Here is a 26,998-nt window from a genome sequence, read left to right as displayed (position 1 = left end):
CTATGTTAGAAAAAGAAGTTATAAATTTTGAGAGAACAGTTATCGTTGGTATTGTTACTCAGAATCAAAGTGAAGAAAAACTAAATGAATATTTAGACGAATTGGAGTTTTTAACTTTTACCGCTGGAGGTGAAGTTATTAAACGCTTTTCGCAGAAAATGGAACGCCCTAATCCTAAGACTTTTGTTGGAACAGGGAAAATTGACGACATCAATCTTTTTGTAAAAGAGAACAAAATATCGACTGTAATTTTTGATGATGAATTAACGCCATCTCAGCAAAAAAATATCTCAAGAATAATTGACTGCAAAATCTTAGACAGAACGAACTTGATTCTAGATATTTTTGCACAGAGAGCCGAAACTTCATACGCAAGAACGCAGGTAGAATTGGCGCAATGCCAATATTTGTTGCCAAGACTTTCTGGTTTATGGACACACCTTGAGCGTCAAAAAGGGGGTATCGGTATGCGTGGACCTGGAGAAACGGAGATTGAAACAGACAGACGTATTGTACGTGATAGAATTTCGTTGCTGAAAGATAAAATCAAAACGATTGACAAGCAAATGAGTATTCAGCGAAGCAACCGTGGAGCAATGGTTCGTGTAGCTTTGGTTGGATATACCAATGTTGGAAAATCGACTTTGATGAATGCAATTGGTAAAAGTGATGTTTTTGTTGAGAATAAATTATTTGCAACTTTAGACACAACAGTTAGAAAAGTGGTGATTAAAAACCTTCCTTTTTTGCTTTCTGATACAGTAGGATTTATTAGAAAATTACCAACACAATTAGTAGATTCGTTTAAAAGTACCTTAGATGAGGTTCGTGAAGCCGATTTATTGCTTCATGTTGTAGATATTTCTCATCCAGATTTTGAAGATCATATCGAGTCTGTAAATAAGACTTTACAAGAGATCAAAAGCAACGATAAACCAACCATTATGGTTTTTAATAAAATTGATGCTTACAAACATTTAACTATCGAGGAAGATGATTTGATCACGGAAAGAACCAGAAAACACTGGACACTTGACGAGTGGAAACAAACTTGGATGAGTAATGTTGGACAGAATAAAGCTTTATTTATTTCTGCAAGAAACAAAGAAAATTTTGAAGAATTCAGAGAAACGGTTTATGAAGCTGTTCGCCAGATTCATATAACACGTTTTCCTTATAACAATTTCTTATATCCAGATTATAAGGATGCAGTTGAAAAGGATGAAGAAGAGGAATAGTTAATTAACCGCAAAGAACGCTAAGATTATTTAAAATATCTTTAGAAAAATATAAAGTTCGCAAAGCTAAATCTACATATAGCTTTGCGAACTTTGTTTTTTATATAAATGTAACTTATGAAAATCTTAGCGTTCTTTGCGGTTAATTATTAGCGGTTTCAATTTTTAGACTAAAATCCAAAATTAACGCCTAAACCAAATACTTGTCTGGTTTGAAGTCCTCTGAAGGCATTGTCATCATATATTGCTTGAAAAGCAAAATTTGCAGATAAGAATTTGTTAATTTTCATAATGATATTCAAAGAATAATTGATATCTACATTTTGAGGATCTTCTAGATAATTAGAATATAAATTAAGTGCGTTTTCTGCCGTTACATTCGTCATAATGGCTAATTTGTAATAAACTGATGCATAAAAACCCAGTTCATAGCGCATGGTTTTGCCTTCATCAACACCAAAATAATCTCCATCTACATAAGGCAGACCAGTAAATCTATCAATTCCGCTTGTATAAGCGTTGTCTACAAAAGTGAATTTTGAAGTCAGTGGTGCAAAGTTAATTTTAAGATTTTCATCTTTAGACCAATAAATACCGGGTCCAGTGGTAAGATATCCTGGCGACATAAACTTCGTCTGTTCAGTTCTGATTTCTTTACCGTTGGCATCCTGCCCATAAATATAACCTGTAGTAAATTGAGTTCTGAAGTTTAAGAAATAAGAGTAATACCATTCACCAAAGGCTCTTTTACCAAGAATGGAGTTAAATTCTAAACGGTCATCCGTTTTTTTTCCGAAATCAGTATTTTTAGTTTGTAAAAGACCGTATGAAGCTAGTATTTTGTTATCCCAGGTTACATCTTCTTTTTTGTAATTGAAGTCGTAATTGATTCCGAGTGTTCCCGAAAAGCTGTCTTCACCTCCCGCAATCCAGTTATTGAAGCTGGACTGATTTAATAAAAGAGATACGGTTCCTTTTGCTTTCCAGCCTTCTTTTTCAATTGTATCATTGATTTTTTTTACGGCTTTTTCAGTGTTTTGTGCTAGTTCTTTTTCGGTGTTTTGGGCTTGAACAAAAGTAAGATTTGCTAAAACGAAGAGCAATGATAGAATCTTTCTCATGGTTTTTAGTTTAGAGTGTATTATCAAATATACTAAAAACCAATGGAAAGTTAAGAGATGTTATCCTGTTATTGCAGGTTATTTCTTAGATTCTTTGTATAAAGGCACTGCAGAGCATGCTTCGCCGTACATAATGCTTCTGGCAAATGGCTGCAGATAAGTTGTTGCCAAAATGTAAGCCCTCATAGGAACGGGTTTTCTAGAGCAACCTTTTACAATTACAGGTTTGCCTTTGTATGTAGAGTAATCAATTTTAGATAGAATTTCTTCGTAAAGACTAGCGTCAAGATCTTCAATTGTTCCGTTAACGACTTTTTTTGCGAAAGGTGCTAAATGAACACTTACTAAAATTAATGCCCAAGCAGGAATTATAGCATCTGTACTGCAATGTACAGCCACATATTGATCTTGATATTGTGACCAATCGTGGTTTTTAAGGTGTTCTCTAAAGTCTTTTTCTTTCAATAAAAATCCTTCCAAAAGCCATTGCGAAATGTCAATCTGCACACGCATTCCTTTTGGATAATAATCCTCCAAATCAAAAACTTCTAAAGCACTATTGGCAACTTTATTGATAATTTCTTCCATATGAAAAGTTAGTTTCAAGTTTGAGGTTTCACGTTTCAAGTTGTGTAACCTGAAACGTGAAACTTTAAACCTGAAACAAATATTAAAGCATTCCTAATTCTAATTTCGCTTCTTCGCTCATTAAATCTTTGCTCCAAGGCGGATCAAAAGTAATTTCAACGTCAACATCTTTAATGTTTTCGATTGTTTTCACTTTTTCTTCTACTTCCCTTGGTAAACTTTCGGCAACTGGGCAGTTTGGAGAAGTAAGTGTCATAAGGATTTTTACTTCGTAATCTGTATTTACCATTACATCGTAAATTAATCCTAATTCGTAAATATCTACAGGAATCTCAGGATCGTAAATGCCTTTTAAAACTTTTACAATTGATTCTCCTAATTCGTTTGTGTCTATTTCTTGTTCCATTGTTTTTGTTTTTGAACACTAAGTGTTTTATGTTTTTACCATTAAGACATTAAGAAAATTAAGTTTTGCTTTGTGTCAAAATAGCAAGCTTAATTTACTTTTTCCTATTAAGGAAATTAAGCATATCATCTTTACGAAGCTTAATTTCTTAATGGTTTAATTAAAATTTAATTTTTGTTTTTTGCATCAAAAGCCAAAGCGTACATTTTGATGTTTTTTATCATCGAAACCAAACCGTTGGCACGAGTTGCAGATAAATGTTCTTTTAGTCCAATTTCGTCGATAAAATCCGTATCGGCTTCTAGGATATCTTTTGGTTTTTGATTGGAAAAAGCACGAATTAAAATTGCGATTATTCCTTTTGTCAAAATAGCATCGCTATCTGCTGTAAAGACAATCTTATCATTGTTTTGTTCACCTTGCAACCAAACTTTTGACTGGCAGCCTTTAATTAAATTATCGTCGGTTTTGTATTCTTCTTTTATTAAAGGAAGACTTTTTCCTAGTTCGATGATGTATTCATAACGCTGCATCCAATCATCAAACATTGAAAACTCATCTATTATTTCGTCTTGTATTTCTTTTATTGTCATAATTATTATTTAGAAAAGTCAACTAATAAATTAACTAGTTTTTCAATTTCTTTTGGAGGAAAACCATTATCGAAACCTGGAGTTTCATACGTTTTTCCGTCTTTTACTATTTTTAAATTTCCTATTGCAGCACCGTCATAAGTGCGTTTGTCTGTTGGTGCTTTTAAAGTAGAAAGTCCTTCTAAATTTACTTTTGAAAAAGCATCAACAATTTTATTCCATTTTGCATCATCAATATTACTGCTAACGGCTTCAGCATTACGTTCCTTAATAACCGAAACAGTTTTGTCTTGTACCGTTATCACTTTAAAATAACCTCTAGAATGAGCGGAGTATTCAATTTGTGTCGATTTCATATCGGTCTTTTTTTGACTGCAACATCCAGTTGCAATAAAAAGAGTTAAAAGCAATAGTGATAATATTCTCATATGTTTCTTTTTTAGCTTAACATGGTTTGTGCTTTTTTCACAGCATCAACCATTGCGTCAATTTCTTCTTTTGTGTTGTAAAAAGAGAAAGAAGCACGAATTGTTCCTGGAATACAGAAGAAATTCATGATCGGTTGCGCACAATGATGTCCTGTTCTAACGGCAATTCCTAATTTATCTATAATAGAACCAACATCATACGGGTGAATTCCATCAATGTTAAATGAAACTACAGAAGCTTTATTTTTAGTGTTTCCATAAATTCGGATACCTTCAATTTCGTTAAGACGTTTTGTAGCATGTTCTAATAATTCATTTTCATATTCATGAATTTTATCAAAACCGATCTCGTTTAAATAATCAATTGCAGTTCCTAAAACAATTCCGCCAGCAATATTTGGCGTTCCTGCCTCAAATTTATGAGGAAGATCAGCGTAGGTTGTTTTCTCGAAAGTAACTTCTTTGATCATTTCACCACCGCCTTGGTAAGGAGGAAGTTTGTTAAGCCATTCTTCTTTTCCGTAAAGAATTCCTGTTCCTGTTGGTCCGCACATTTTATGACCAGAAAAAGCATAAAAATCACAATCTAATTCTTGAACATTAGGTTTTAAATGCGGAACAGCTTGCGCGCCATCAATTAAAACTGCTGCACCTACAGAATGTGCTTTGTCAATAATGTATTTGATTGGATTAATTACACCCAATGCATTTGAAATATGATTTACGGTAACAATTTTTGTTTTGTCTGAAAGCAATTTGTCAAATTCCTCAATGATTAATTCTCCATTGTCATTGATTGGGATAACTTTTAAAATTGCTCCAGTTTTCTCGCATAACATTTGCCAAGGCACAATATTACTGTGATGTTCTAATGAAGAAACTATAACTTCGTCACCAGGTTTTAAAATGGAAGCAAAACCATTTGAAACCAAATTAATTCCGTGTGTTGTTCCCGAAGTAAAAAGAACTTCATGAGCATGTTTTGCGTTGATATGGTCTTTTACTTTTCCGCGAGCAACCTCGTAAGCATCAGTTGCTAACTGGCTCAAAGTGTGAACGCCACGGTGAATATTGGCATTGATTTCTTGATAATATTTTACTTCTGCATCAATTACAACTTGTGGTTTTTGCGAAGTAGCTCCGTTGTCGAAATATACTAATGGCTTTCCGTTTACAGTTTGAGAAAGTATCGGGAAATCAGCTCTTATTTTTTGAATATCTAGCATGTCTTATTTAGAAAAAATCTATTTACAAAAGTACTAAAACTAAATTTGTTTATACAGTAATTCTATAATTTCCTTTTATGGTACCATTGATTTAGGGCGTAAATGCTGATTCCGTAAAAATCAAATCAGTTTTCTGAATTATCTGAAACGGTTTTCTAATTTGATGCTTAAAATCTTGAACATAAATTATTTATATTGCAGTAAAAATATCTAATCATCATGAAAAAATTTCTCAAAGTACTTTTGCTTGCAGTGGTTCTTGCTTTTTTGTATTTCGGATTTACAACTTATCCAAAGCTTGATTTGATTTCAGGCTTCTCGGCCAAAAGTGTCGCATCTGGACATTTTATAGATAATCGTCCGTTGGATTTAATTGAAAAAACCGACAATGATATCGATATGATTGATTTGGCGAAAAATTCAATTGATGAAGCTGGGAAATTTGCTACTTCAAATGTTTATGGTTTAAAGGAAAGAAAAGCAATTTATCGTGAAGGCTTAGGTGCAGTTTTGATTAATGATAATTTTGATGTTTCAAAACCATATCTACTTCCAAAGAGAACGAAATTAGAAAACAATCTTCCTTTTCCATACGGAAATAATGAGCCAAAAGACACTGCATTTTCTGATGTAGATTATTCGAAATTGAAAAAAGCTGTCGATAATGCTTTTGACAAAACAGGTGGAAAAATCAAAAGAACTCGCGCTGTTGTGGTTTTGTATAAAGATAAGTTGATTGCCGAAAAATACGATACAGGTTTTAATAAAGACAGTAAAATTTTAGGCTGGTCAATGACAAAAAGCATTACAAGTTCGGCTTTTGGCGTTTTGGCTAAACAAGGAAAAATAGATATTTACAAACCTGCTCCAGTTACAGAATGGAAAAATGATGAGCGTAAAAACATCACACTTAATGATTTGCTTCACATGAATTCTGGTTTAGAATGGGAAGAAAATTACAGTACAATCTGTGATGCTACAAAAATGCTTTTTCAGGCCGAAGATATGGGAAAAGTACAATTGGATAAACCAGCACAATTTAAACCCAATACACATTGGAATTATTCGTCTGGAACAACCAATTTATTATCTCTGATTTTAAGAAGACAATTTAAAACACAGCAAGAATATCTTGATTTTTGGTACAGCGCCGTAATTGATAAAATCGGAATGAACTCGATGATTGTCGAACAAGATATGTCAGGAACTTTCGTAGGTTCATCTTACGGATGGGCAACGCCAAGAGATTGGTCAAAATTTGGATTATTATATCTTCACAAAGGAAACTGGAACGGTGAACAAATTTTAGACGAAAGCTGGGTAAAATATACTGCAACTCCAACCAATACTTCAGAAGGAAAATACGGAGCACAATTTTGGTTAAACGCTGGAGGGAAATTCCCAGATGTTCCTCGTGATATGTTTTATTGTAGCGGATATCAAGGGCAAATGGTAGCGATTATTCCGTCTTTGGATATGGTAATTGTGAGAATGGGAGTAAGAGAAGGTGATAAAAGTTTTGACTTTAATGGGTTTTTGAAAGATATAATTTCTTCAGTAAAAAATAAGATTTAACCGCAAAGAGCGCAAGGGTAAAAGCGCAAAGTTCGCAAAGTTTTGTAATAAACCTTTGCGAACTTTGCGTAACCTTTGTGTCTTTGCGGTAAAACCCGACTACAAATCAAATCCTAAATTCACGCCTAATTTCATGGCAATGATTTTAGTAATTCTTTGTTTTAATTCTGGTATTTTAATGCTTTCGATAACGGCATTTGAGAATGCGTACATCAATAAAGCTTTAGCTTCTTTTTTCGGAATTCCACGTGATTGCATGTAGAACATTGCTGTTTCATCAAGCTGTCCAACAGTACATCCGTGAGAACATTTTACATCATCTGCGAAAATCTCTAATTGCGGTTTTGCGTTGATAGTAGCTTTATCACTCAATAAAATATTGTTGCTTTTTTGGAAAGCATTTGTTTTTTGAGCTTCTTTTTCTACCAAAACTTTTCCGTTGAAAACTCCAGTCGAACGATCAGAGAAAATTCCTTTATAATCTTGGAAACTTTCGCAGTTTGGCTGCGCGTGGTTTACCAAAGTATAATGATCAACGTGTTGTTTGTCATTTAAGATTGAAATTCCGTTTAACGTACTTGTCAATCTTTCACCAAAGTGATAAAAGTTTAAGTTGTTACGAGTTAGATTTCCACCAAATGAGAAAGTGTGTACATAAGCATGACTTTCTTGCTGTTGTGAAACATAAGTATTGTCAATTAAATTCGCTTCGCTGTTGTCGTTTTGAATTTTGTAATAATCAACAATTGCACGTTTTTGAGCAAAAATCTCCGTAACAGAGTTTGTTAAAACTGGATTTTCGTTCAAACTTTGGTGACGCTCAATAATCTGAACATGTGAATTTTCGCCCACAATAACCAAATTTCTTGGCTGAACCATTAAAGCGGCTTCGTTTCCAGTTGAGAAATACATAATCTCAATTGGTTTATCGGCTACTTTTTTCTTCGGAATATTGATAAATGCACCTTCAATAGCAAATGCAGTATTCAATGAAGTTAAACTATCATCTTTACTCGCAATTTGGTTGAAATACGTATCAATAACCATTTTATATTTTGGTTTGGTCAATGCTGATGACATTAAGCAAACATCAATTCCGTCATGCGTTGTAGAAGACAGATGCGAACTGAAAACTCCATCGATAAATACTAATTTGTAAGTATCAATTTCGTGTAAAAAGTATTTTTTTACTTGATTGAATTCGATTGCATTTTCTTGCTTTGGAAAAACCGTAAAGTCATTTTTTAAGATGGCATTTAGCGATGTATATTTCCAAGCTTCTTCTTTTTTGGTTGGGAAACCTTTATTTTCGAAGTTTTTTAAAGCATTTGTGCGTATGTCGTGTAAATCTGAATGTACATCGACACGCTCTTCAAAAGCCATAAAAGACGATACTAATTTTTCTTTTAAATCCATTGTTCTTTTGTTTCCTTCGGTGTTTCAGGTTTCAAGTTTCATGTTGCCTATTGAAACTTATTCCCCTTGAAATCTTTTTTATTTAGGTAAGTGATAAAGTTTTTTATTTTACCGCTTAAATTTTCATAATCTTTTTTTAAAGCTTCGAATTTTTCTTCTGAAATATATTCAAAATCAAAAACGCGATACAATTGAGATCTTGTTTCTCCGGCAGAACCTTTTGCAATTGATAAAAACTGTCGAAATTCTAAATTTCCATCTCTTTCAAATCCTTCAGCAATGTTATCCATTACTGAACCCGAAGAATCTTTTATTTGATTTTTAAACCTGAGATCGGATCTTAACTCTGTTTGAACGGCAATGAGATGAATTTCTTTTGCTAATCGTCGAGCCTCTTTCCAGATTTCTAAATCTTCAAATCGAGTAATTGTTGCCATAATTTCTGTTTTAAATAATTTAAGTTTAAACTTACAAAACGTAATTCAACTTGAAACTAAAAAAAACATGAAACTTGAAACAAAAATTTAATTTTCTGCTTTAATCCAATCGTATCCTTTTTCCTCAAGCTCATAAGCCAATTCTTTTCCGCCAGATTTTACAATTCTTCCGTTGTAAAGAACGTGAACGAAATCAGGAACGATATAATCTAACAAACGTTGGTAGTGTGTGATAACAATAATAGCGTTTTTGTCGCTTTTTAATTTGTTTACACCATTAGCCACAATTCTTAAAGCGTCGATATCAAGACCAGAATCGGTTTCGTCAAGGATAGCTAATTTTGGCTCTAACATTGCCATTTGGAAAATTTCGTTTCTTTTTTTCTCTCCTCCAGAAAAACCTTCGTTAAGAGAACGAGAAAGAAATTTACGGTCGATTTCTAATAATTCAGATTTTTCACGAATTACTTTTAGCATTTCGTTTGCAGGCATTTCTTCCTGTCCGTTTGCTTTACGAGTTTCGTTGATGGCAGTTTTCATGAAGTTAGTTACACTAACCCCAGGAATTTCTACAGGATATTGAAAAGAAAGGAAAACACCTTTATGTGCTCTCTCTTCAGGAGCTAAATCAGCAAGATCTTCTCCGTCAAGGATAACCTCTCCATCTGTAACTTCATAATTTTCGTTTCCTGCAATAACAGCAGAAAGTGTACTTTTTCCAGAACCGTTTGGTCCCATTATCGCGTGAACTTCTCCAGCTTTAACTTCTATATTAATTCCTTTAAGAATTTCTTTATCACCAATTGCGGCGTGAAGGTTTTTTATTGATAACATTGTTTTTTATTTTATATAAATGTCAATTCTATTTTTGTTTGTTGGTTTAGGATGTTTGCATTAAAATGCGCATGTCCTAAATATTCCATGCCTAAATAATCGGCAGATTTTTGAAATGGAATGTAAAAACTTTCGTCAGTTTCATCATCGTGAGAATTGGATATCACTCCGATTTTCTTCCCTCTAAGTTTTCTTCCGGTTTCTTTCTCAATTCGGATTAAATCTGAAATCCTGTCGAAAAAGACCTTCATAATTCCGCTCATATTGTACCAATAAATGGGCGTTGCAAAAATTAAGGTGTCGTATTTTTCGATAATTCCTCTAATTAAAGGCAAAAAATCATCGTCTATGTTTTTGCTTTCGTAATCGTAATATGAAATATTATAATCACTCAAATTAACTACATCAATGTTATGTTCTTTCGAAAGTTCATCCACAATTTTTGTTGTGTTTCCGTTTTTTCTAGAAGAACCTAAAATGATGACGTTTTTGTTTTCCATTAATACTTATTCGTAATGTCCTTTCAGTGAAAGAATATTTAGTATTTCTATATTGTTTTCTTCGGTTATTCTGTAAATAATTCTATGCTCTTTATCAATTCTTCTAGACCATCTTCCAGATAATTCATATTTTAATTGTTCTGGTTTTCCAAGCCCTTCATAAGGATGAAGTAAAATATCTTCAATTAAACTTGTGATTTTTATTCATTATTGATTTGTTTCCGGGCTTCTTCCAAAAAAGAATGTCTTTTTGTGCCTTTTCAGAATAAATTACTTCCACAAATCCTCAACTTTTATTTTAATTCCTTTTCCTTCTTCAATACTTTTTTCAGCGTCAATAATCTCTTTTACAAATTCTGGATTATATGGCTTTTCATTATCTTCAACAATTTCAAAACCAAGAGATTTTGCCAGTGATTGAAAAACTGGAAAATCTTTTTTCTTTACATTTTTTAAGATGATGTCCATAATTACTTGCTTTTGATTATCCTACAGATCCTTCTAAAGAAATCTCTAATAATTTTTGAGCTTCAACGGCAAATTCCATTGGAAGTTTGTTCAAGACATCTTTACTGAAACCGTTTACAATTAATGCAATGGCTTTTTCAGTTGGAATACCTCTTTGGTTACAGTAAAATACCTGGTCTTCTCCAATTTTACTTGTAGTTGCTTCGTGCTCGATTTTTGCTGATGGATTTTTACTTTCGATATAAGGGAAAGTATGTGCACCGCAATTGTTACCCATTAACAATGAGTCACATTGAGAAAAGTTTCTTGCGTTCTCTGCTCTTGGAGAGATTTGCACTAAACCACGGTAGCTATTTTGTGATTTTCCAGCCGAGATACCTTTAGAAATAATAGTCGATTTAGTGTTTTTTCCTAAATGGATCATTTTTGTTCCAGTATCAGCTTGTTGGTAATTATTGGTAACGGCGATCGAATAAAATTCTCCTACCGAATTATCTCCTTTTAATACACAAGAAGGATATTTCCAAGTTACAGCAGAACCAGTTTCAACCTGTGTCCAAGAAATTTTAGCGTTTGTTTCGCATAAACCTCTTTTAGTCACGAAGTTGTAAACTCCACCTTTTCCTTCTTTGTTTCCAGGGAACCAGTTTTGAACAGTAGAATATTTAATTTCAGCATCATCCAAAGCGATTAATTCAACAACAGCAGCGTGTAATTGATTTTCATCACGGCTTGGAGCGGTACATCCTTCAAGGTAAGAAACATAACTTCCTTCATCGGCAATAACTAGAGTTCTTTCGAATTGTCCAGTTCCTGCTTGGTTGATTCTGAAATAAGTTGAAAGTTCCATTGGACATTTTACGCCTTTTGGAATATAACAGAAACTTCCGTCAGAGAAAACAGCTGAGTTTAATGCTGCGTAGAAGTTGTCTTTTTGAGGTACAACAGTTCCTAAATATTTTTTCACTAATTCAGGATGTTCTTTAATAGCTTCAGAAATCGGACAGAAAATAATTCCTTTTTCGGCCAATGTTTTCTTGAAAGTTGTTGCTACAGAAACAGAATCGACAACAATATCCATAGCGACATTGTTCATCATTTTTTGTTCATCAACAGAAATTCCCAATTTTTTGTACATCTCTAATAATTCTGGATCAACATCGTCCAAAGTTTTGTTAGGATCTACTTGTTTTGGAGCTGAATAATATGAAATGGCCTGAAAGTCTGGTTTTTCGTAACGTACGTTTGCCCATTCTGGCTCGATCATTTCTTTCCAAGCACGGAAAGCCTCGATGCGCCATTCGGTCATCCATTCAGGTTCTTCTTTTTTAAGAGAAATAGCTCTTACAATTTCTTCGTTTAAGCCAATAGGGAAAGTCTCAGATTCTATATTGGTATAAAATCCGTACTCGTATTCTTTAGTTTCCAGTTCGATCTTTAAATCGTCTTCGGTGTATTTGCTCATTATTTTTGTTATTGTCTAATGTTTTAAAGTCTAAAGTTCGAAAGTCAATTGAAGTCTTTAATGACTTTACAGCTTTCCGCTTTTGACTAAAGAGAGAATGATTCTCCGCATCCGCAAGTTCTGCTTGCGTTCGGATTGTTGAAAACAAATCCTTTTCCGTTTAATCCGCCAGAGAATTCTAAAATTGTCCCAGCTAAATAAAGGAATGATTTTTTTTCTACAGCAATTTGTATGTCGTTGTCAACGAATATTTTGTCGTCATCTCCTTTGGTTTTGTCAAATTTTAAATCGTAAGACAAACCAGAGCATCCACCACTTTTTACGCCTACTCTTACGTAGTCGCTTGCGGCGTCAAAACCATCATCCGTCATCAGGTCGATGATTTTCTTTTTGGCAGTATCAGAAACTTTTATCATTGTTCTTAGATGTTTGTTTTTAATGAACATTTTTTGTCTGTAATGAATTTATTACAGATTTAAAACGCTAATTTTCAATGTTAAATAGAAATTATCTGCAAAGATACGACTTAAAAACCTTTTTCCATAACGGTTCACATTATTATAACAAATGTGAAAATAGATAATACTTATTTTGACAAAATCGAAATCAAAATTCGAAAGGGAATTGTTTTTTGAATCGTGCTGCAAATATCGCTCCTAAATGTTAAAAAACAAGTATTTCTACTGATTATAGCTATTATTTATTCGGTACTTTTGCAGAAAATTGTGAGTAATTATGAAAAAACAACACAAAAATAAGTGGTTAAAGCCCTTATTGGCAGTAATTTTTGTTTTTGGATTAGGTGCTGCAGTATTGGTTTTTAGCAGTGAATCTGATAAAATTAAGGAAGAAGTTAAAGCGGAAAGCGATAAAGCTTTAGTGTTTAATAATGAAAGAACAGAACAGGAAAACATTTTAGATTCATTAAGTACACTGAAAGCAGCATACGATCTGGTCATTCAGGAAAATACGGCTCTGTCTAAAGAGTTGGAATTGGAACGTAAGAATGTCGAAAATTTAATGGAAATTATAAAAGTTTCGCAAAATCCGTCGGCAGATCAAATTAGAATTTACCGGAACCAGCTTTCGGGACTAAAATCTTCATTGGACAGTAAGGTCATAGAGATTAAAAAATTAAAATCTCAGAATAAAAATTTACTGACCGAAATAGAAAGTCAGAATGTTGTCATGTACAAACAAAAGGCAGAAAATGACACTTTGATTTCTAAACAAGTGAAATTGGAATCGACTTTAAAAGATGCTTCAAAACTTTATTTAAGCAATTTTAAAGCAATTGCACTTCGCGAAAAAAACTCTGGAGCAGAACTAGAAACAACAAAAGCAAAGAACGCAAAGAAACTTAAAATTAGTTTTACCGTGAACGGAAATGCCGTTGCAAAGACAGGAAAAAGAGTTTTTTATGTTCAAGTTTTGGATCAAAAAAATACGGTTTTAGGAGATAACAAATTGATTGAATTTGGAAATGATAAAGCACTAGTTTATAGTTTTATTGTTAGTACCGATTTTCAAGGTAAATCTCTCAATGCTTATGGAATTTTAAATGCAGACGGGTTTAAGAAAGGGACTTATTTTGTGAATTATTTTGATAAGCAGGAAATAATGGGAAGCACTTCGATTACATTAGAATAATCTAAAAGTTTTTTAGCTTTAAATTTTAGCAAAAGGAGTTTGAATTTTCTAGCTTTGTTCTTTTAGAAAATCATTCTCATGAAACTTTACCCAATAGAATCTGGAAATTTTAAGTTAGATGGAGGCGCAATGTTTGGCGTTGTTCCTAAAACCATTTGGAATAAAACAAATCCTGCCGATGCCAATAATCTTATCGATATTGCTGCACGCTGTTTATTGATCGAAGACGGAAATCGTCTTATTTTGATTGACACAGGAATGGGCGATAAACAATCAGAAAAATTCTTCGGGTATTATTCACTTTGGGGATCGCATTCTTTAGATAAATCTCTGGCTAAATATGGTTTTAATAGAGATGACATTACCGACGTTTTTATGACGCATCTTCATTTTGATCATTGCGGAGGAAGTGTACAATGGAATGCTAATAAAACGGGTTACGAGCCAGCTTTTAAAAATGCTAAATTCTGGACCAACGAAAATCATTGGGAATGGGCAACAAAACCCAACGCTAGAGAAAAAGCCTCTTTCTTGTCTGAAAATATTTTGCCAATGCAGGAAAGCGGTCAATTGAATTTTATTGAAAAACCAGAATCTGATTTTGGCTTTTCAAAAGAACTTGATTTTGATATTTATTATGTTGACGGTCATACTGAAAAACAAATGATTCCGTACATTAAATACCAAGATAAAACGATTGTTTTTTGTGCCGATTTATTGGCTACAGCTGGGCATATTCCGCTTCCATATGTTATGGGATACGATACAAGACCTTTGCTGACAATGCCTGAGAAATCGAAATTCTTGAATTTGGCAGCAGATAACAATCATTATTTATTTTTAGAACATGATGCGCACAATCAGATTATAACTGTGGAACATACCGAAAAAGGTGTTCGATTAAAAGATGTTTTTACTTGCGAAGATATTTTTTAAGAGAATATAATCAATATAAAAAAATCCCATTTTCAACTGAATGAAAATGGGATTTTTTGGTTTTAACTAATTGTAATTATGAAGTTTAGTTGGTCTTGAATTTCCAAACCTGGCCTACGGATTCACCGCCTTTATTGTCTTTTACAACCACTCTCCAGTAATACTGCGTAGTTGGTTGAAGGGCAACCTCAAATGCTTTTGAAGTTATATTGTCACCTACTTTTGCAGTTGGTGGATTTGCAGTTCCAAAATAGACATCATAAGTTAAAACATCTGCAGTGTCAACATCGAAAGCATTCCAGCTTAAATTTGCAGATGTTGTACCGATGTTTCCATTTAAAACTGGAGCAATCAATTCTGGAGAAAAAGGCAAATGATTCACAACAGCTGTTCCAGCAGTGTAAAATTTAAATGTTAACGAATAAGCGCTTGATAATCCTTTGGCATCTGTCGCTTTTACTCTCCAGTAATATGCCGTGTTTTTTTCTAATGCTAAAGCACTTGTAGAAAGAGACGAATTATCTAGTGTACTTACGATTTGACTGAATGCATTATCTTTTGCAATTTGAATTTGATAGACAATCGCGTCTTTTTGCTCATCGGTTGAAGCGTTCCACTGAAAAGAAACATTGTTGTCTAAACATAATTTATTATCAGCAGGAAGTGTTAATACAGGAACTGTTGGAGCCGTATTGACTACTGGTGGAGTAACAGGGTCGTCTCCGCCTCCGCTTCCGCAAGCAGCAAATACTAAACAGATTATTGAAAGGTATATAGAATTCTTCATCTTTATTTTTTTATAATTTTAATGTATTCTGGAGTTTCTAAATTGACTTTAGCAGCATAAATTCCTGAAGGTAATTTTTCAAGATTTAAAAGAGCTTTTCCGTTTTCAATAGAATAAGTTCCGTTTGAAACTAATTGGCCTCCAAAATTGTATAGTTCAATTGCAACTTCAGTTTTACTGCTTGGAATTTCAATTTCAATAATTCCAGTAGTTGGGTTCGGATAAGCGGCAAGTATTGTCCCCAATTCGTAAGAAGAAACTTTTTTAGCAAAAATACCTTCGCAAGCTTTTGCCGTTGCCACTTCAACTAATCCGGCTGTTTGCATAGAAACTGTGAAGTTTGTATCTGTTGTTTGAAATTGTTCTGTACCATTAATAAATACAGTAAAAGGAGCCGTTCCTTCAGTAATTTCAACTTCTACATTCTTAGCGCTTATGCTAGATTTTCCTGTAGCAGTTGCACCTTCTTGAATAGTTACATTAAAAATTTGTTCATAAATCATTTCAGGAATCGTAATCTTGATATTGTAAGTTCCTGGAGTTAATGCTGTAAGTTTTAAAGCATTATTAGTAAACGTATAAGGCTTGTCGTTAATCGTTGCGCTGTAAGCAAAAGAAGCTTTTCCAACAATACTGATTTCTCCGTTATTTTCACCAAGACAAGATTCTCCTTTAGTTTCTATAGCAAAGTTGTTTGCAGGTAAATTTATTTCTCCTGTACATTCTGTGTTAAAAGTTGCTATAGCATCTTTTTTCGTAGGCCAAGTACTATTGGCATACGCCACATCATCAACAAGTATACAATACAAGCTCAAATTGCCCGAAAAGGATACGTTATTACTTGTTAGTAATTTATTTGCGCCATTTTGCAGGTTTAAAGTTTGAAGTTTATTATTGTAACAAAGAATAGAACTAACTAAAGGATTTTTGCTAATATCTAAGTTTTTTATCTGGTTATTATTAACATTTAAAAAAATTAATTCTTTGTTTTTAGAAAGCTCTAATGACTCAATTTTATTACCGCTGCAATCTAAATTGTATAAAACGATATTATTAGAAATATCTAAACTGGTTAATGCGTTATAATAACAAGTTAAACTTCTCAAAGATTTGTTTTCTGAAATACTTAAACTTGTCAATGTATTAAAAGAGCAATCTAAACTTGTTAACTCTGTATTTTTAGAAACATCTAAAGTCTTTAGAGTATTAGATTTTACGTTTAAGCTCTTTAACGAAGCAAAATCCTGAATTCCAGTTAAGTCTGTAATTTGAGAACTGCTTACATCCAAACTTGTAATTTCAGTTATATTAGCGGTAGCTACTTTACCATCTTTTTCGCCAGAATCAATTCCAAGAGCGATTAATTTGTCTTCGAATTTCGGATCAGGAATTGCTGTTGAATATTCACAATTTGAACTGTAACTTGCAGTTGCATCCTTGAAATTAGTCCATTTTGAATTCGCATAAGTTTCATCATCTACCTGAATACATTTTAAGTTAGGATTATTTGTGAAGTTTTTAAGCCCAACAGGATCAGAAGCAACATTGTTTCCATTTTTTAAATTTAATGAAATCAGTTTGTTGTCAGAACAATATATAGTTTTTAAGTATACATTCTTTGAAAGGTCTAAAGTAGCAAGGAGGTTATTGTTGCAATAAATGCTTTCAAGTTTGATATTGTTTTTTACATCTAGCTTTGTTATTTCATTTTTAGACACGTTTAAACTAACTAATTTTTGGTTTTTAGACACGTTTATTTTGGTTAGTTTATTTTGGTCGGCAGACAATGACTCCAAGCTTCTAAAATCTTCGATACCAGTTAAATCAGTAATTTCTGCAGATGAAACGTCCAACGATGTTAATGTAGAAATGTTTGCAGTAAGAACTTTTCCATTCTTTCCATCAGTATCAATACCTAAATCAATTAATTTTTGTTCAAATTTTTCATCTGGGATTAATGTTGAATAAGCGCAATCTACATTAAATGTTGCAGTTGCATCTTTATTAGTAGCCCAATTAGTATTAGAATATTCAACATTATCTACTTGGATACAGCTTAGATTTTTATTCCCTTGAAAATTAACTTTAGTTAATTTTGTGTTGTTTCCATTTTTAAGATTTACCGTTTTCAGTTTATTGTCACCAACATGTAATTCAACTAAATTAGTATTCTTTGTCAGGTCTAAATCGGTAAAAGCATTGCCATAACCTCTAAAATATTGAAGTTGAATATTAGAAGTAAGATCAAGACTAGTCAATTGATTAGCGCCACAATTTAAAGTACTCAATAAAGTATTATTAGAAAGATCTAATGATTTAATTGAGCCGCTTCCGCCGCCGCCATTAGAGACATAACTGCTGCCATAACATTGCAAACCTATTAATTTTGTGTTTTTAGTTACATTTAATGCCTTTAAAGGATTTTGGCTTGTGTTTAAAGATTCTAATTCAGGGTTTTTAGTTACGTCAATATCAGTTATTTTATTACGCTCAAAATCAAGTCCTTTTAGCAACGGATTATGAGTTACATCCAAAGTTGTAAGTGAATTATCTGTACACCCCAAGTAAGTTAATTGCGGATTTCCTGAAACATCAATTTTACCTAATGGGTTATTGCTAATCGATAAATTAATTAGATCTTTATTGTTTGACACATCTATCGCTGTAATTTTATTTTGGTACACGTTTAAATTTTTTAAAGCCGTGTTCTTTGAAACATTAATCTCCGTTAAACTATTATTTGAAAGATTTACATCTGTCAGAGCTAAATTTTGAGATAAATCGATAGATGTTATATTGTTACTATAACAATTTATAGTTGTTAGCTTTGTGTTTTTTGAAAAATTAAAATTACTTACCTTAATTTTGCTGCAATTTATGGTTTTTAGATTAGTAAAAGCTTCTAGTCCGGTAAGATCGGTAATTGGAGCATCGTCTAGATATAAATATTCACGAGCCGCAAGTTTTCTTGTTAATGCTCTTCCGTCTAAAGCAAAATCAACACCATTATTAACTAATTTTTTTTCAAATTCAATGTCAGGAATAAGTGTATATTCGGGTTCTGTGCAAACCAATGAATAATCAACACTAGCGTCTTTACTTTTTGCCCAATTTGCATTTGCATAGTCAACATCATCAACAAGAATACAAGTTAAAATAGAGTTGTCGTATATAATAAGAGCGTTCTCTGGTAAGATCTTATTGTTTCCGTTTTTCAAGTTTATTTGAGATAATTGTCTGTTGTTTCTGCCGTATAAATAAGTCAAAGCAGGGTTTTTGCTCAAATCTAAAGAGGTAATATCAGTATCACTAATACGTAAATTTCCCAATTTTGGATTGCCAGAAAGATCAATACTTGTCAAAGGATTACTGTCGCAATACAAAGTAGCTAATTTAGGCAGTTTTGTAACATCTAAATTTGTTATTTTATTGCCATAGCACCAAAGCTGAGTTAAAGAAAGGTTTTTGGAAACATTTAAAGTTTCAAGTGTTTTGTTAGACTCACAACTTAACGATTCCAAAAAAAGATTATTTGAAACATCTAATTTAGTTAGTTTGTTTTGTGATGCCCAAAGTACTGTCAGAGAAACAAAATCCTGAATTCCTGTAAGATCCGCAATAGAACTAGAAGAAACGTTTAAGAATGTTATTTTGTTAATATTTGCAGTTGGAACCCTTCCATCTGGAGCTCCAGAGTCAAAGCCAAGAGCAATTAATTTATTCTCAAAATTAATATCTGGAATAGATGTATATGGAATTTCTATACTGCAATTAGTGCTATAAGTAGCGGCAGCATCTTTTAGATTTCCCCAGTTTGCCGTTGCAGTAACGTCATTGTCAACCTGAATACAGCTTAAATTTGGATTGTTTTTAAAAGTAGAAGTGGTCGTTAAAATGGTGTTTTTTCCATTTTTTAAATTTAAACTTTTTAATTGATTTGAACTGCAGTCTACAAATGTAAGTGCAGTATTTTTTGAAAGATCCAATGCTTTCAAACTATTTCCCTGACAATTTAATGACTGTAAAGATTTATTTTCTGAAAGATCTAGCGAAGTTAAATTGCTGAAGTTACAGTTTAAAAATGTCAAATAAGTATTCTTAAAAAGATTTAGTCCATTTGTAAAATCATTTGCAGAACAGTTAAGGCTACTTAGATTAGTATTGTTTTTAAGATCTAAAACTTTAAGCTTATTGTCGTAACAGTTTAATGTTCTTACATTGCGAATTGCCGATATGTCTAAAACAGTTAGCAAATTACTAGCACAATTTAAATTATCTAATAACGTATTTGTTGAAATATTTAAACTTGTTATTTTATTAGAAAAACAATTTAAAGTTAAAAGAGCCGTATTTTGCGAAACATCAAGAGAAGTTAAATTATTAAAAGAACAAATTAACTGGGTTAATGCTTTGAAGTCTTGAATACCAGTTAAATCGCTAATATTTAATCCACTGACATTTAATGTTTTTATGGCAGCAATATTTGCAGTTAAAACTTGTCCATCAGGAACTCCAGAATCGTATTTTTCATTAATTAAGAATTTCTCAAAATTAAGATCTGGAATTTTTGTGTTTTGCGCATAATTAGAAAAACTTGCCAAAAACAGCAACAAGAGTAGTTTTGTCTTCATAGAATATGTTTAGAATTAGGTCGCGCAATGGTACGTCTTTTTAACTGATAATATTTACGTGAACCCGTAAACGTTATATTATTTTTTTTACACTGCTAAGTAAATAGTAAACCAAAAATATATCTATCCATAAACACTTATTATTTTAACAAGAAAATATTCTCTATTGATATATTTTTGTAAGTTAATTTTTATATTTTAGCAAAATATAGCGGATGTCGAAAAGCTAAAGAGTAGGCAAACAAAAATTTTATTAATTATGAATTTAGACGATTTTATTAAAAATGCTGATGAGTTAGGTGTTGTAGCACTTGAATTTGATCAATTGAAAGAAATTAATGGTGGAATTGGTGGGCCGGCTCCTAGAAAATATGATGTCGATCCTTTAGATTGGATTGAATATAATATACATTCTGAAGGTTGTTACTCATGTTGATTAATTTCTAATATTGAAAATCCGCTCTAAAATGGCGGATTTTTTTATTTTATTTATTCAGCTAGAAAATTGATGGCTAATAAAAAATAAATTTTTGTGGATGAAATTTCTTTACTATTTAAATAATTAAGACTTAAAAACAACGGTATTTTCATAACACATTGTTAACAGTTAGCATTTTGTAACAAAAAAGCATAATTTAGACCCATCTTTTAACTTTACAATTATTTATAGATATATGAGTCATATAAAACCACTTAAATTATCTGCGTTTGCATTACTTGTTTTAGCAGGTTGTAATGCCACTTTACAAGCACAAACTTCAGTGCCAAAACAGCCAATTGTGGCTCCTTTAGCAGTAGTGAAAAAAGCTCCCGTTAGCGAAAATGAATTGAAGAGATGGAGTCATCTTGATTTGATAAAAGATTCTATTCCGGGAATGAGTGTAGACAGAGCTTTGACTGAATTACTGCAAGGTAAAAAAGGACAGAAAGTAATCGTAGGAATTGTAGATTCTGGTGTCGATATCGAGCACGAAGATCTTCAAGGAATGATTTGGACGAATAAAAAAGAAATTCCAGGAAACGGAATCGATGACGATAAAAACGGATTTATAGATGACGTTCACGGATGGAATTTCCTAGGAAATGCCGTTCACGAGAATCTAGAAATGACACGTATCGTGAAAAAAGCCGATGACGGTTCTCCAGAATATAAAGCAGCTTTAGCACAATATACAGAGAAGTATCAAGAAGCTCTTCAAAATAAAGGGCAAGCAGATCGTTTAATGGCTTTTCATAATACGATTAAAAAAGAGCTTAATAAAACGGATTATAAATTAGAAGATTTAAGTACAATTACTTCTGCAGATCCAAATGTTTTGGAAAGTAAAAGGGCTATGACTATGATTTTTACAAATGCAGGACCAACTTTTGATCCGGAGGCTCAATTTACAGAGTATAGCGATTATGTAGAAGAACAGTTAAAATATAATCTTAACAAAGATTATGACGGAAGAAAAATCGTAGGCGATAATCCAGAAGATATTAAAGATGCTCATTATGGAAATAATGTGGTTTTTGGTCCAGATAAAGAAAAAGCGCTTCACGGAACTCACGTAGCTGGAATTATTGCACAAATTCGTGGTAATAATTTAGGCGGAGACGGAGTTGCTTCTCCAAATGTTGAAATTTTGACGGTTAGAGCCGTTCCAGATGGAGACGAATACGATAAAGATATTGCTTTGGCAATTCGTTATGCGGTAGACAATGGCGCTAAAGTAATCAATGGAAGTTTTGGAAAAAGCTTCTCTCCACACAAAGAGTGGGTTTACGATGCGATTAAATATGCAGCCAAAAAAGACGTTTTAATTGTGCATGCCGCAGGTAATGACGGTTACAATATCGATGAAGCAAAAAACATCAATTATCCAAATGATTCTAAAGACAACATAAAAGAATTTGCAGATAATGTAATTACAATTGGAGCGATTAATAAATCGTACGGAGAAAATGTTGTTGCTCCATTTTCAAACTTTGGAAAAATAAACGTAGACGTTTTTGCTCCAGGTGAAGAAATTTATGCAACAGTGCCAAACAACAAATACAAATACTTGCAAGGAACTTCAATGGCGTCTCCAAATGCAGCAGGTGTTGCAGCATTAATTCGTTCGTACTATCCAAAATTGAAAGCAGCTCAAGTTAAAAAGATTTTAATGGACTCTGGAGTAGCGCTTCCTTCAATGGTTGTTTTGGGCGAAAGTGAGAATCCAGATGAAAAACCAGTTGCGGTTTCTTCTGCAGAATCATCAAAAACAGCAAAGATGGTAAATGCTTATAATGCGTTATTAATGGCTGAAAAGATGTCTAAAAAATAAACAAGAATAAACGATTAATCCAATGGAAGGGCTAACGCTCTTCCATTTTCTATTACATATAAACATGCGAAAAATTATTTTACTTTCTTTCCTAAGCTTAGGTTTTAACTCGGCTTTTGCACAAAGCGCCCCATATTGGCAGCAGCACGCTGACTATAAAATGGAGGTTTCTATGGATGTAAAAAACTATCAGTACAAAGGAAAACAAGAATTGGTTTATACCAATAATTCTTCTGATACTTTAAAAAAAGTATTTTATCATTTATATCCAAACGCATTTCAACCAGGAAGTGAAATGGATGCACGTCTTCATTTTATTAAAGATCCAGACGGAAGAATGGTAAGCAAAGTAAAACAAACTGACGGAAAAGAAGTAAAACAAAGCCGTATTGAAACTTTAAAACCAAATGAAGCTGGTTATTTAAAAATTACAAACTTCAAACAAGATGGTGCTGTTGCTCAAACAAGAGTTTCTGGAACGATCTTAGAAGTAACTTTGGCGAAACCAATTTTACCAAATTCTAAAACGACTTTCACTCTAGATTTTGACGGACAAGTTCCAGTTCAGATTCGTCGTTCTGGAAGAAACAATTCTGAAGGAGTAGAACTTTCTATGTCACAATGGTATCCAAAATTGGCTGAATTTGATTTTGAAGGATGGCATGCAGATCCATACATTGCAAGAGAATTTCACGGTGTTTGGGGTAATTTTGATGTAAAAATTACAATTGATAAAGACTACACTATTGGTGGTTCTGGATATTTGCAAGACAAAAATTCAATTGGGCATGGTTATCAAGATGCAGGTGTAACGGTAACATATCCTAAAAAAGCAAAAACGTTGACTTGGCATTTTATTGCACCAAATGTTCACGATTTTACATGGGCAGCCGATAAAGAATATACGCACGATATTGTAAAAGGACCAAACGATGTCGATTTGCATTTCTTCTACAAAAACAACGAAAAAACAACTGCAAACTGGAAACAGTTAGAACCGTTAATGGTTAAAGTAATGGAATATTACAACCAGAGAGTTGGAGCGTATCCATACAAACAATACTCATTTATTCAAGGTGGAGACGGTGGAATGGAGTACGCAATGTGTACTTTAATGCTAGGAAACGGAACTCTTGAAGGAATTCTAGGAACAGCTACACACGAATTAGGACACTCTTGGTTCCAGCACATTTTAGCTTCAAACGAATCAAAACACCCTTGGATGGACGAAGGTTTTACAACTTACATCGAAGACAGTGCTTTGAATGAATTAAAAGGAGACAAAAAAGAAGTAAATCCTTTTATAGGAAATTACAAGGCATATTATAGTTTAGTAAATTCTGGTAAAGAACAGCCACAAACTACGCACGGAGATCGTTACGATGAAAACCGTCCGTATAGTATTTCTTCTTATATTAAAGGAAGTCTTTTCCTTTCTCAATTAGAATATGTAATCGGAAAAGAAAACGTTGATGCAACTTTGAAAAGATATTTCAACGATTTCAAATTCAAACATCCAACTCCAAACGACATCAAAAGAACAGCTGAAAGAGTTTCTGGAGCTGAGTTAGATTGGTATTTGATTGATTGGACACAAACAACCAATACGATCGACTACGGAATCAAAGACGTTGCTGACAATGCAGGAAAAACAACCGTTTCTTTAGAAAGAATTGGAAGAATGCCAATGCCAATCGATTTGAAAGTAGATTACACAGACGGAACATCTGAGACATTCTACATTCCTTTAAGAATGATGAATTTCATTAAACCAAATCCAAACCCGATCGAGAAAAGAACAGTTCTAGAAGACTGGGCTTGGGCACAGCAAAACTATAGTTTTACAATTGACAAAAACAAAACGTCAATCAAGAAAATCACGATCGATCCAAGCGGATTAATGGCTGATGTTAAGCAAACAAATAATGTTTTTGAAGTGAAGTAAATCTCTCTTTTATGATATAAAAAAAGCCCTTAAATCTAAATTTAAGGGCTTTTCTTTTATATTCAAATTTATTCCAAATTTCTAATTTTAGACCATTTTTATATCAGCAGCAACCTCTTCTGGTTGTGCTTTTTTAAAAGGAACCCATTCTCTATAACTTGCAGATCTCCATAACCATTCAATTGGGCCATAATTGTATTTTGAAAGCCACCATTTACTAATAAACAATTGAATGATAAAGATGAAAACAGCCAATAAAAAGTAAAACCAATACGGCATTGAATCTGCAATTCCGAATCCAATTCCAGAAAAAATAATACCAGCCAATATATTTTGGCTCATATAATTGGTCAATGTCATTTTTCCGCCTGCGCTAAAATAACTGAAAACTGTTTTTAATTTTCCATTGACGTATAAAAGACAGATTCCAGTCGAGATAAAAATCATTGTACTTAACACTAACCAGTAAAGTGGGTGAAAGAATTTTAATAACGGAGCTTTGTATATTATAGCAATATTAAATCCAATTGCGATAAGTACAGCAACAGCTAAACTAATGATGCAGACAGATTTTAAAAGTCTCTTTAATTCTGTTAAGCGATTGAAGAAGTTTAGTTTTTGAAGCATAAATCCAAAAAGCATACAGCCCAACATTACATAATGAGCAGTAATTGCATAGCCTGGAATTATAATTTGTTCGTAGAATGACGCAAGCAGATTGAATCTGAAAAAGTCAATCCAGTTTCCAGAATAATACAGTTTTAAATATTCTGGATTTGTTGCAATTGCAGGATGTTCAATTTTTAAACCATTTACATAAGCCATTACAAAAGGAATTGTAAGTATAATTACGGCAGAAATAATGGCTAAAGTTTTGGCAGAACATCTGTAAAAAAGCAATAATATAAGTCCTAAAAAGGCATAATCTTTTAAAATGTCGCCAAGCCAAAAAGCAGAATTAATAAAGGCTAAAATAAATAGCAAAAACATTCGCCACGCAAAAAAAGCGACAGGATTTTTTCCTTTAGAAGCAACATTGTTAATCAAAATTGCAAATCCGTAGCCAAATAAAAGAGTTAGTAATGTCCAAGATTTTGCCGCAAATAAATAGCGGTTAATAAATTGAAGAGTTTCAGAGAAAGCACTATGCTTAAGTTCTTTTTCTATACCGATGTATAGAAAATCCAGATAATTGCCAATGGCTACACCTAATATAGCCCAGCCCCGAAGGATGTCGACAATTGCAGTTCTTTTGCCTTGCTCGACAGGATAATAAGAATTTGTCATTTGATTGATGTTTTTGTTGTGATTTGATTGATGATTTTGGAATAAACTTGATTATTGTTCAAACGCAATCAAAAGTACATAAATTATACAATCAATATTTTTTCTTACAAATAAAATGTACAAAAAAGCGCGTTATTTTTTAGAATAACGCGCTTTAAAATTTTATCGTTTCAGATTATGCCAAATGCTCCAGCATATCTTTAGTCATAGTTTCCAAATCAAATTTATGATTCCATCCCCAATCTTTTCTTGCTTCAGCATCGTCGATACTTGCGGGCCAGCTGTCTGCAATTTTCTGACGGAAATCTGGATTATACGTAATTTCAAATTCAGGAATATGTTTTTTAATTTCAGCAGCAATTTCAGTTGGAGTAAAACTCATAGCAGCCAAATTGTATGAAGAATGTATTTTGATTTCTTCAGTTGGCGCTTTCATAATATTAATCGTCGCATCGATTGCATCATCCATATACATCATTGGCATTTTGGTTTCAGAAGACAAAAAGCATTCGTATTTTTTATCGGCAATTGCTTTATAGAAAATATCAACAGCATAATCTGTAGTTCCGCCGCCTGGAGGAGTAGACCAGCTGATTAAACCTGGATAACGAATGCTGCGAACATCTACACCATAAATATTATGGTAGTATTCGCACCATCTTTCGCCTGCTTGTTTACTAATTCCGTAAACTGTAGAAGGTTCCATTACGGTATATTGAGGCGTATTTTCTTTTGGAGTTGTTGGTCCAAAAACCGCAATACTCGACGGCCAGAAAATTTTCTGAATCTTTTTGGCTTTAGCTAAATTTAAAACATGAAAAAGTGAATTCATATTCAAATCCCAAGCAAAAGCTGGATTTTTTTCAGCAGTTGCCGATAAAAGTGCCGCCATTAGATAGACATCTGTAATTTTATGCACTTCTACCAAATGTTCGATCTGATTAAAATCTAAAGCATTGACCACTTCAAAAGGTCCCGAATTAACAACATCAGTATTTAATTTTCGAATATCAGAAGCGATAACATTCTCGGTTCCGTATATTTTGCGCAGTTTCTGCGTCAGTTCTGTTCCAATCTGACCGCAGGCGCCAATGATCAATATTTTAGGATTCATTTCATGATGATTTTTAGAGACACAAATATAACGTTTTCGCA

Annotated in this window: 25 protein-coding genes; 7 read left to right on the top strand and 18 right to left on the bottom strand. The window is 33.0% G+C overall.

Annotated features, from left to right (window positions below):
• Positions 1-2: 2 nt before the first annotated feature.
• Positions 3-1,238 carry a GTPase HflX gene (gene hflX / locus AC3Y25_RS02540; protein ID WP_489901629.1) on the top strand — a complete coding sequence of 412 codons (1,236 nt, stop codon included), beginning with the start codon at positions 3-5 and terminating at the stop codon, positions 1,236-1,238.
• A 170-nt stretch (positions 1,239-1,408) separates the two neighbouring features.
• On the opposite strand, the gene AC3Y25_RS02535 is transcribed toward hflX, so the two are convergent.
• From AC3Y25_RS02535 to AC3Y25_RS02510, 6 genes are all read right to left on the bottom strand, one after another.
• Positions 1,409-2,359 (bottom strand): DUF3078 domain-containing protein, encoded by a 951-nt coding sequence (locus AC3Y25_RS02535; RefSeq protein WP_095929597.1) that lies wholly within the window; start codon positions 2,357-2,359, stop codon positions 1,409-1,411.
• Positions 2,360-2,437: 78 nt separating this feature from the next.
• Positions 2,438-2,947: a DUF2480 family protein gene (locus AC3Y25_RS02530; protein WP_489901628.1), complete on the bottom strand. Its 510-nt coding sequence runs from the start codon at positions 2,945-2,947 to the stop codon at positions 2,438-2,440.
• 82 nt (positions 2,948-3,029) lie between these two features.
• On the bottom strand, positions 3,030-3,353 hold the full coding sequence (locus AC3Y25_RS02525) for an SUF system Fe-S cluster assembly protein (protein WP_017494560.1): 324 nt from the start codon (positions 3,351-3,353) through the stop codon (positions 3,030-3,032).
• 167 nt (positions 3,354-3,520) lie between these two features.
• Positions 3,521-3,946 carry a SufE family protein gene (locus tag AC3Y25_RS02520; protein WP_489901627.1) on the bottom strand — a complete coding sequence of 142 codons (426 nt, stop codon included), beginning with the start codon at positions 3,944-3,946 and terminating at the stop codon, positions 3,521-3,523.
• Between the two features lie 5 nt (positions 3,947-3,951).
• A complete protein-coding gene (locus AC3Y25_RS02515) occupies positions 3,952-4,374 on the bottom strand; it encodes a hypothetical protein (protein ID WP_489901626.1) in 423 nt (140 codons plus the stop codon).
• A gap of 11 nt (positions 4,375-4,385) precedes the next feature.
• Positions 4,386-5,600 (bottom strand): aminotransferase class V-fold PLP-dependent enzyme, encoded by a 1,215-nt coding sequence (locus AC3Y25_RS02510; RefSeq protein ID WP_489901625.1) that lies wholly within the window; start codon positions 5,598-5,600, stop codon positions 4,386-4,388.
• 219 nt (positions 5,601-5,819) lie between these two features.
• Between AC3Y25_RS02510 and AC3Y25_RS02505 the strand changes: the two genes are divergently transcribed.
• Positions 5,820-7,175, top strand: a complete 1,356-nt coding sequence (locus tag AC3Y25_RS02505; protein WP_427871554.1) for a serine hydrolase domain-containing protein — start codon at positions 5,820-5,822, stop codon at positions 7,173-7,175.
• A gap of 99 nt (positions 7,176-7,274) precedes the next feature.
• Here AC3Y25_RS02505 and sufD read toward each other — a convergent pair whose 3' ends face one another.
• The 8 genes from sufD to AC3Y25_RS02465 all read right to left on the bottom strand — a co-directional run bounded on the left by sufD (position 7,275) and on the right by AC3Y25_RS02465 (position 12,711).
• The gene (gene sufD / locus AC3Y25_RS02500) at positions 7,275-8,591 is read right to left on the bottom strand and encodes a Fe-S cluster assembly protein SufD (protein WP_095929604.1); all 1,317 of its coding nucleotides are present in this window, start codon (positions 8,589-8,591) and stop codon (positions 7,275-7,277) included.
• 47 nt (positions 8,592-8,638) lie between these two features.
• Positions 8,639-9,028: a four helix bundle protein gene (locus tag AC3Y25_RS02495; protein WP_229353334.1), complete on the bottom strand. Its 390-nt coding sequence runs from the start codon at positions 9,026-9,028 to the stop codon at positions 8,639-8,641.
• Between the two features lie 87 nt (positions 9,029-9,115).
• The gene (sufC, locus tag AC3Y25_RS02490; protein ID WP_008466070.1) at positions 9,116-9,862 is read right to left on the bottom strand and encodes a Fe-S cluster assembly ATPase SufC; all 747 of its coding nucleotides are present in this window, start codon (positions 9,860-9,862) and stop codon (positions 9,116-9,118) included.
• An 11-nt stretch (positions 9,863-9,873) separates the two neighbouring features.
• Complete coding sequence (locus AC3Y25_RS02485) at positions 9,874-10,362, bottom strand: flavodoxin family protein (protein WP_427871557.1); 489 nt, start codon at positions 10,360-10,362, stop codon at positions 9,874-9,876.
• 6 nt (positions 10,363-10,368) lie between these two features.
• Positions 10,369-10,539 (bottom strand): Txe/YoeB family addiction module toxin, encoded by a 171-nt coding sequence (locus tag AC3Y25_RS02480; protein WP_489901745.1) that lies wholly within the window; start codon positions 10,537-10,539, stop codon positions 10,369-10,371.
• 93 nt (positions 10,540-10,632) lie between these two features.
• Positions 10,633-10,830: a DUF2683 family protein gene (locus tag AC3Y25_RS02475; protein WP_250834503.1), complete on the bottom strand. Its 198-nt coding sequence runs from the start codon at positions 10,828-10,830 to the stop codon at positions 10,633-10,635.
• Positions 10,831-10,846: 16 nt separating this feature from the next.
• A complete protein-coding gene (gene sufB, locus AC3Y25_RS02470; RefSeq protein WP_250834502.1) occupies positions 10,847-12,295 on the bottom strand; it encodes a Fe-S cluster assembly protein SufB in 1,449 nt (482 codons plus the stop codon).
• 86 nt (positions 12,296-12,381) lie between these two features.
• The gene (locus AC3Y25_RS02465; RefSeq protein ID WP_068841559.1) at positions 12,382-12,711 is read right to left on the bottom strand and encodes a HesB/IscA family protein; all 330 of its coding nucleotides are present in this window, start codon (positions 12,709-12,711) and stop codon (positions 12,382-12,384) included.
• A 319-nt stretch (positions 12,712-13,030) separates the two neighbouring features.
• Here AC3Y25_RS02465 and AC3Y25_RS02460 point away from each other — a divergent pair, with 319 nt between their 5' ends.
• Both AC3Y25_RS02460 and AC3Y25_RS02455 read left to right on the top strand, forming a co-directional pair.
• The gene (locus AC3Y25_RS02460; RefSeq protein WP_489901624.1) at positions 13,031-13,945 is read left to right on the top strand and encodes a DUF8428 domain-containing protein; all 915 of its coding nucleotides are present in this window, start codon (positions 13,031-13,033) and stop codon (positions 13,943-13,945) included.
• A gap of 78 nt (positions 13,946-14,023) precedes the next feature.
• On the top strand, positions 14,024-14,881 hold the full coding sequence (locus tag AC3Y25_RS02455; RefSeq protein ID WP_489901623.1) for an MBL fold metallo-hydrolase: 858 nt from the start codon (positions 14,024-14,026) through the stop codon (positions 14,879-14,881).
• Positions 14,882-14,966: 85 nt separating this feature from the next.
• Here AC3Y25_RS02455 and AC3Y25_RS02450 read toward each other — a convergent pair whose 3' ends face one another.
• Together AC3Y25_RS02450 and AC3Y25_RS02445 are read right to left on the bottom strand one after the other, a co-directional pair.
• The gene (locus AC3Y25_RS02450; RefSeq protein ID WP_489901622.1) at positions 14,967-15,668 is read right to left on the bottom strand and encodes a glycoside hydrolase family 78 protein; all 702 of its coding nucleotides are present in this window, start codon (positions 15,666-15,668) and stop codon (positions 14,967-14,969) included.
• A gap of 2 nt (positions 15,669-15,670) precedes the next feature.
• Positions 15,671-20,299: a T9SS type A sorting domain-containing protein gene (locus AC3Y25_RS02445; RefSeq protein ID WP_489901621.1), complete on the bottom strand. Its 4,629-nt coding sequence runs from the start codon at positions 20,297-20,299 to the stop codon at positions 15,671-15,673.
• Positions 20,300-20,558: 259 nt separating this feature from the next.
• Here AC3Y25_RS02445 and AC3Y25_RS02440 point away from each other — a divergent pair, with 259 nt between their 5' ends.
• The 3 genes from AC3Y25_RS02440 (at position 20,559) to AC3Y25_RS02430 (ending at position 24,556) form a co-directional block, all read left to right on the top strand.
• Complete coding sequence (locus AC3Y25_RS02440) at positions 20,559-20,735, top strand: hypothetical protein (protein ID WP_489901620.1); 177 nt, start codon at positions 20,559-20,561, stop codon at positions 20,733-20,735.
• Between the two features lie 238 nt (positions 20,736-20,973).
• Positions 20,974-22,611: a S8 family peptidase gene (locus AC3Y25_RS02435; RefSeq protein ID WP_489901619.1), complete on the top strand. Its 1,638-nt coding sequence runs from the start codon at positions 20,974-20,976 to the stop codon at positions 22,609-22,611.
• Between the two features lie 64 nt (positions 22,612-22,675).
• Entirely contained in the window at positions 22,676-24,556 is a 1,881-nt protein-coding gene (locus tag AC3Y25_RS02430) for a M1 family metallopeptidase (protein ID WP_489901618.1), read from the top strand.
• Positions 24,557-24,643: 87 nt separating this feature from the next.
• Here the strand turns inward: AC3Y25_RS02430 and AC3Y25_RS02425 are convergent, their stop codons facing one another.
• Positions 24,644-25,843, bottom strand: a complete 1,200-nt coding sequence (locus tag AC3Y25_RS02425; protein WP_489901617.1) for a DUF418 domain-containing protein — start codon at positions 25,841-25,843, stop codon at positions 24,644-24,646.
• Between the two features lie 175 nt (positions 25,844-26,018).
• The gene (locus AC3Y25_RS02420) at positions 26,019-26,957 is read right to left on the bottom strand and encodes an L-threonine 3-dehydrogenase (protein ID WP_489901616.1); all 939 of its coding nucleotides are present in this window, start codon (positions 26,955-26,957) and stop codon (positions 26,019-26,021) included.
• Between the last annotated feature and the right edge of the window lie 41 nt (positions 26,958-26,998).

The organism is Flavobacterium sp. LK-23, assembly GCF_058135255.1.
The sequence above is the reverse complement of the archived record's forward strand: the minus strand, read 5'-3'. Positions and strand labels throughout refer to the sequence as shown.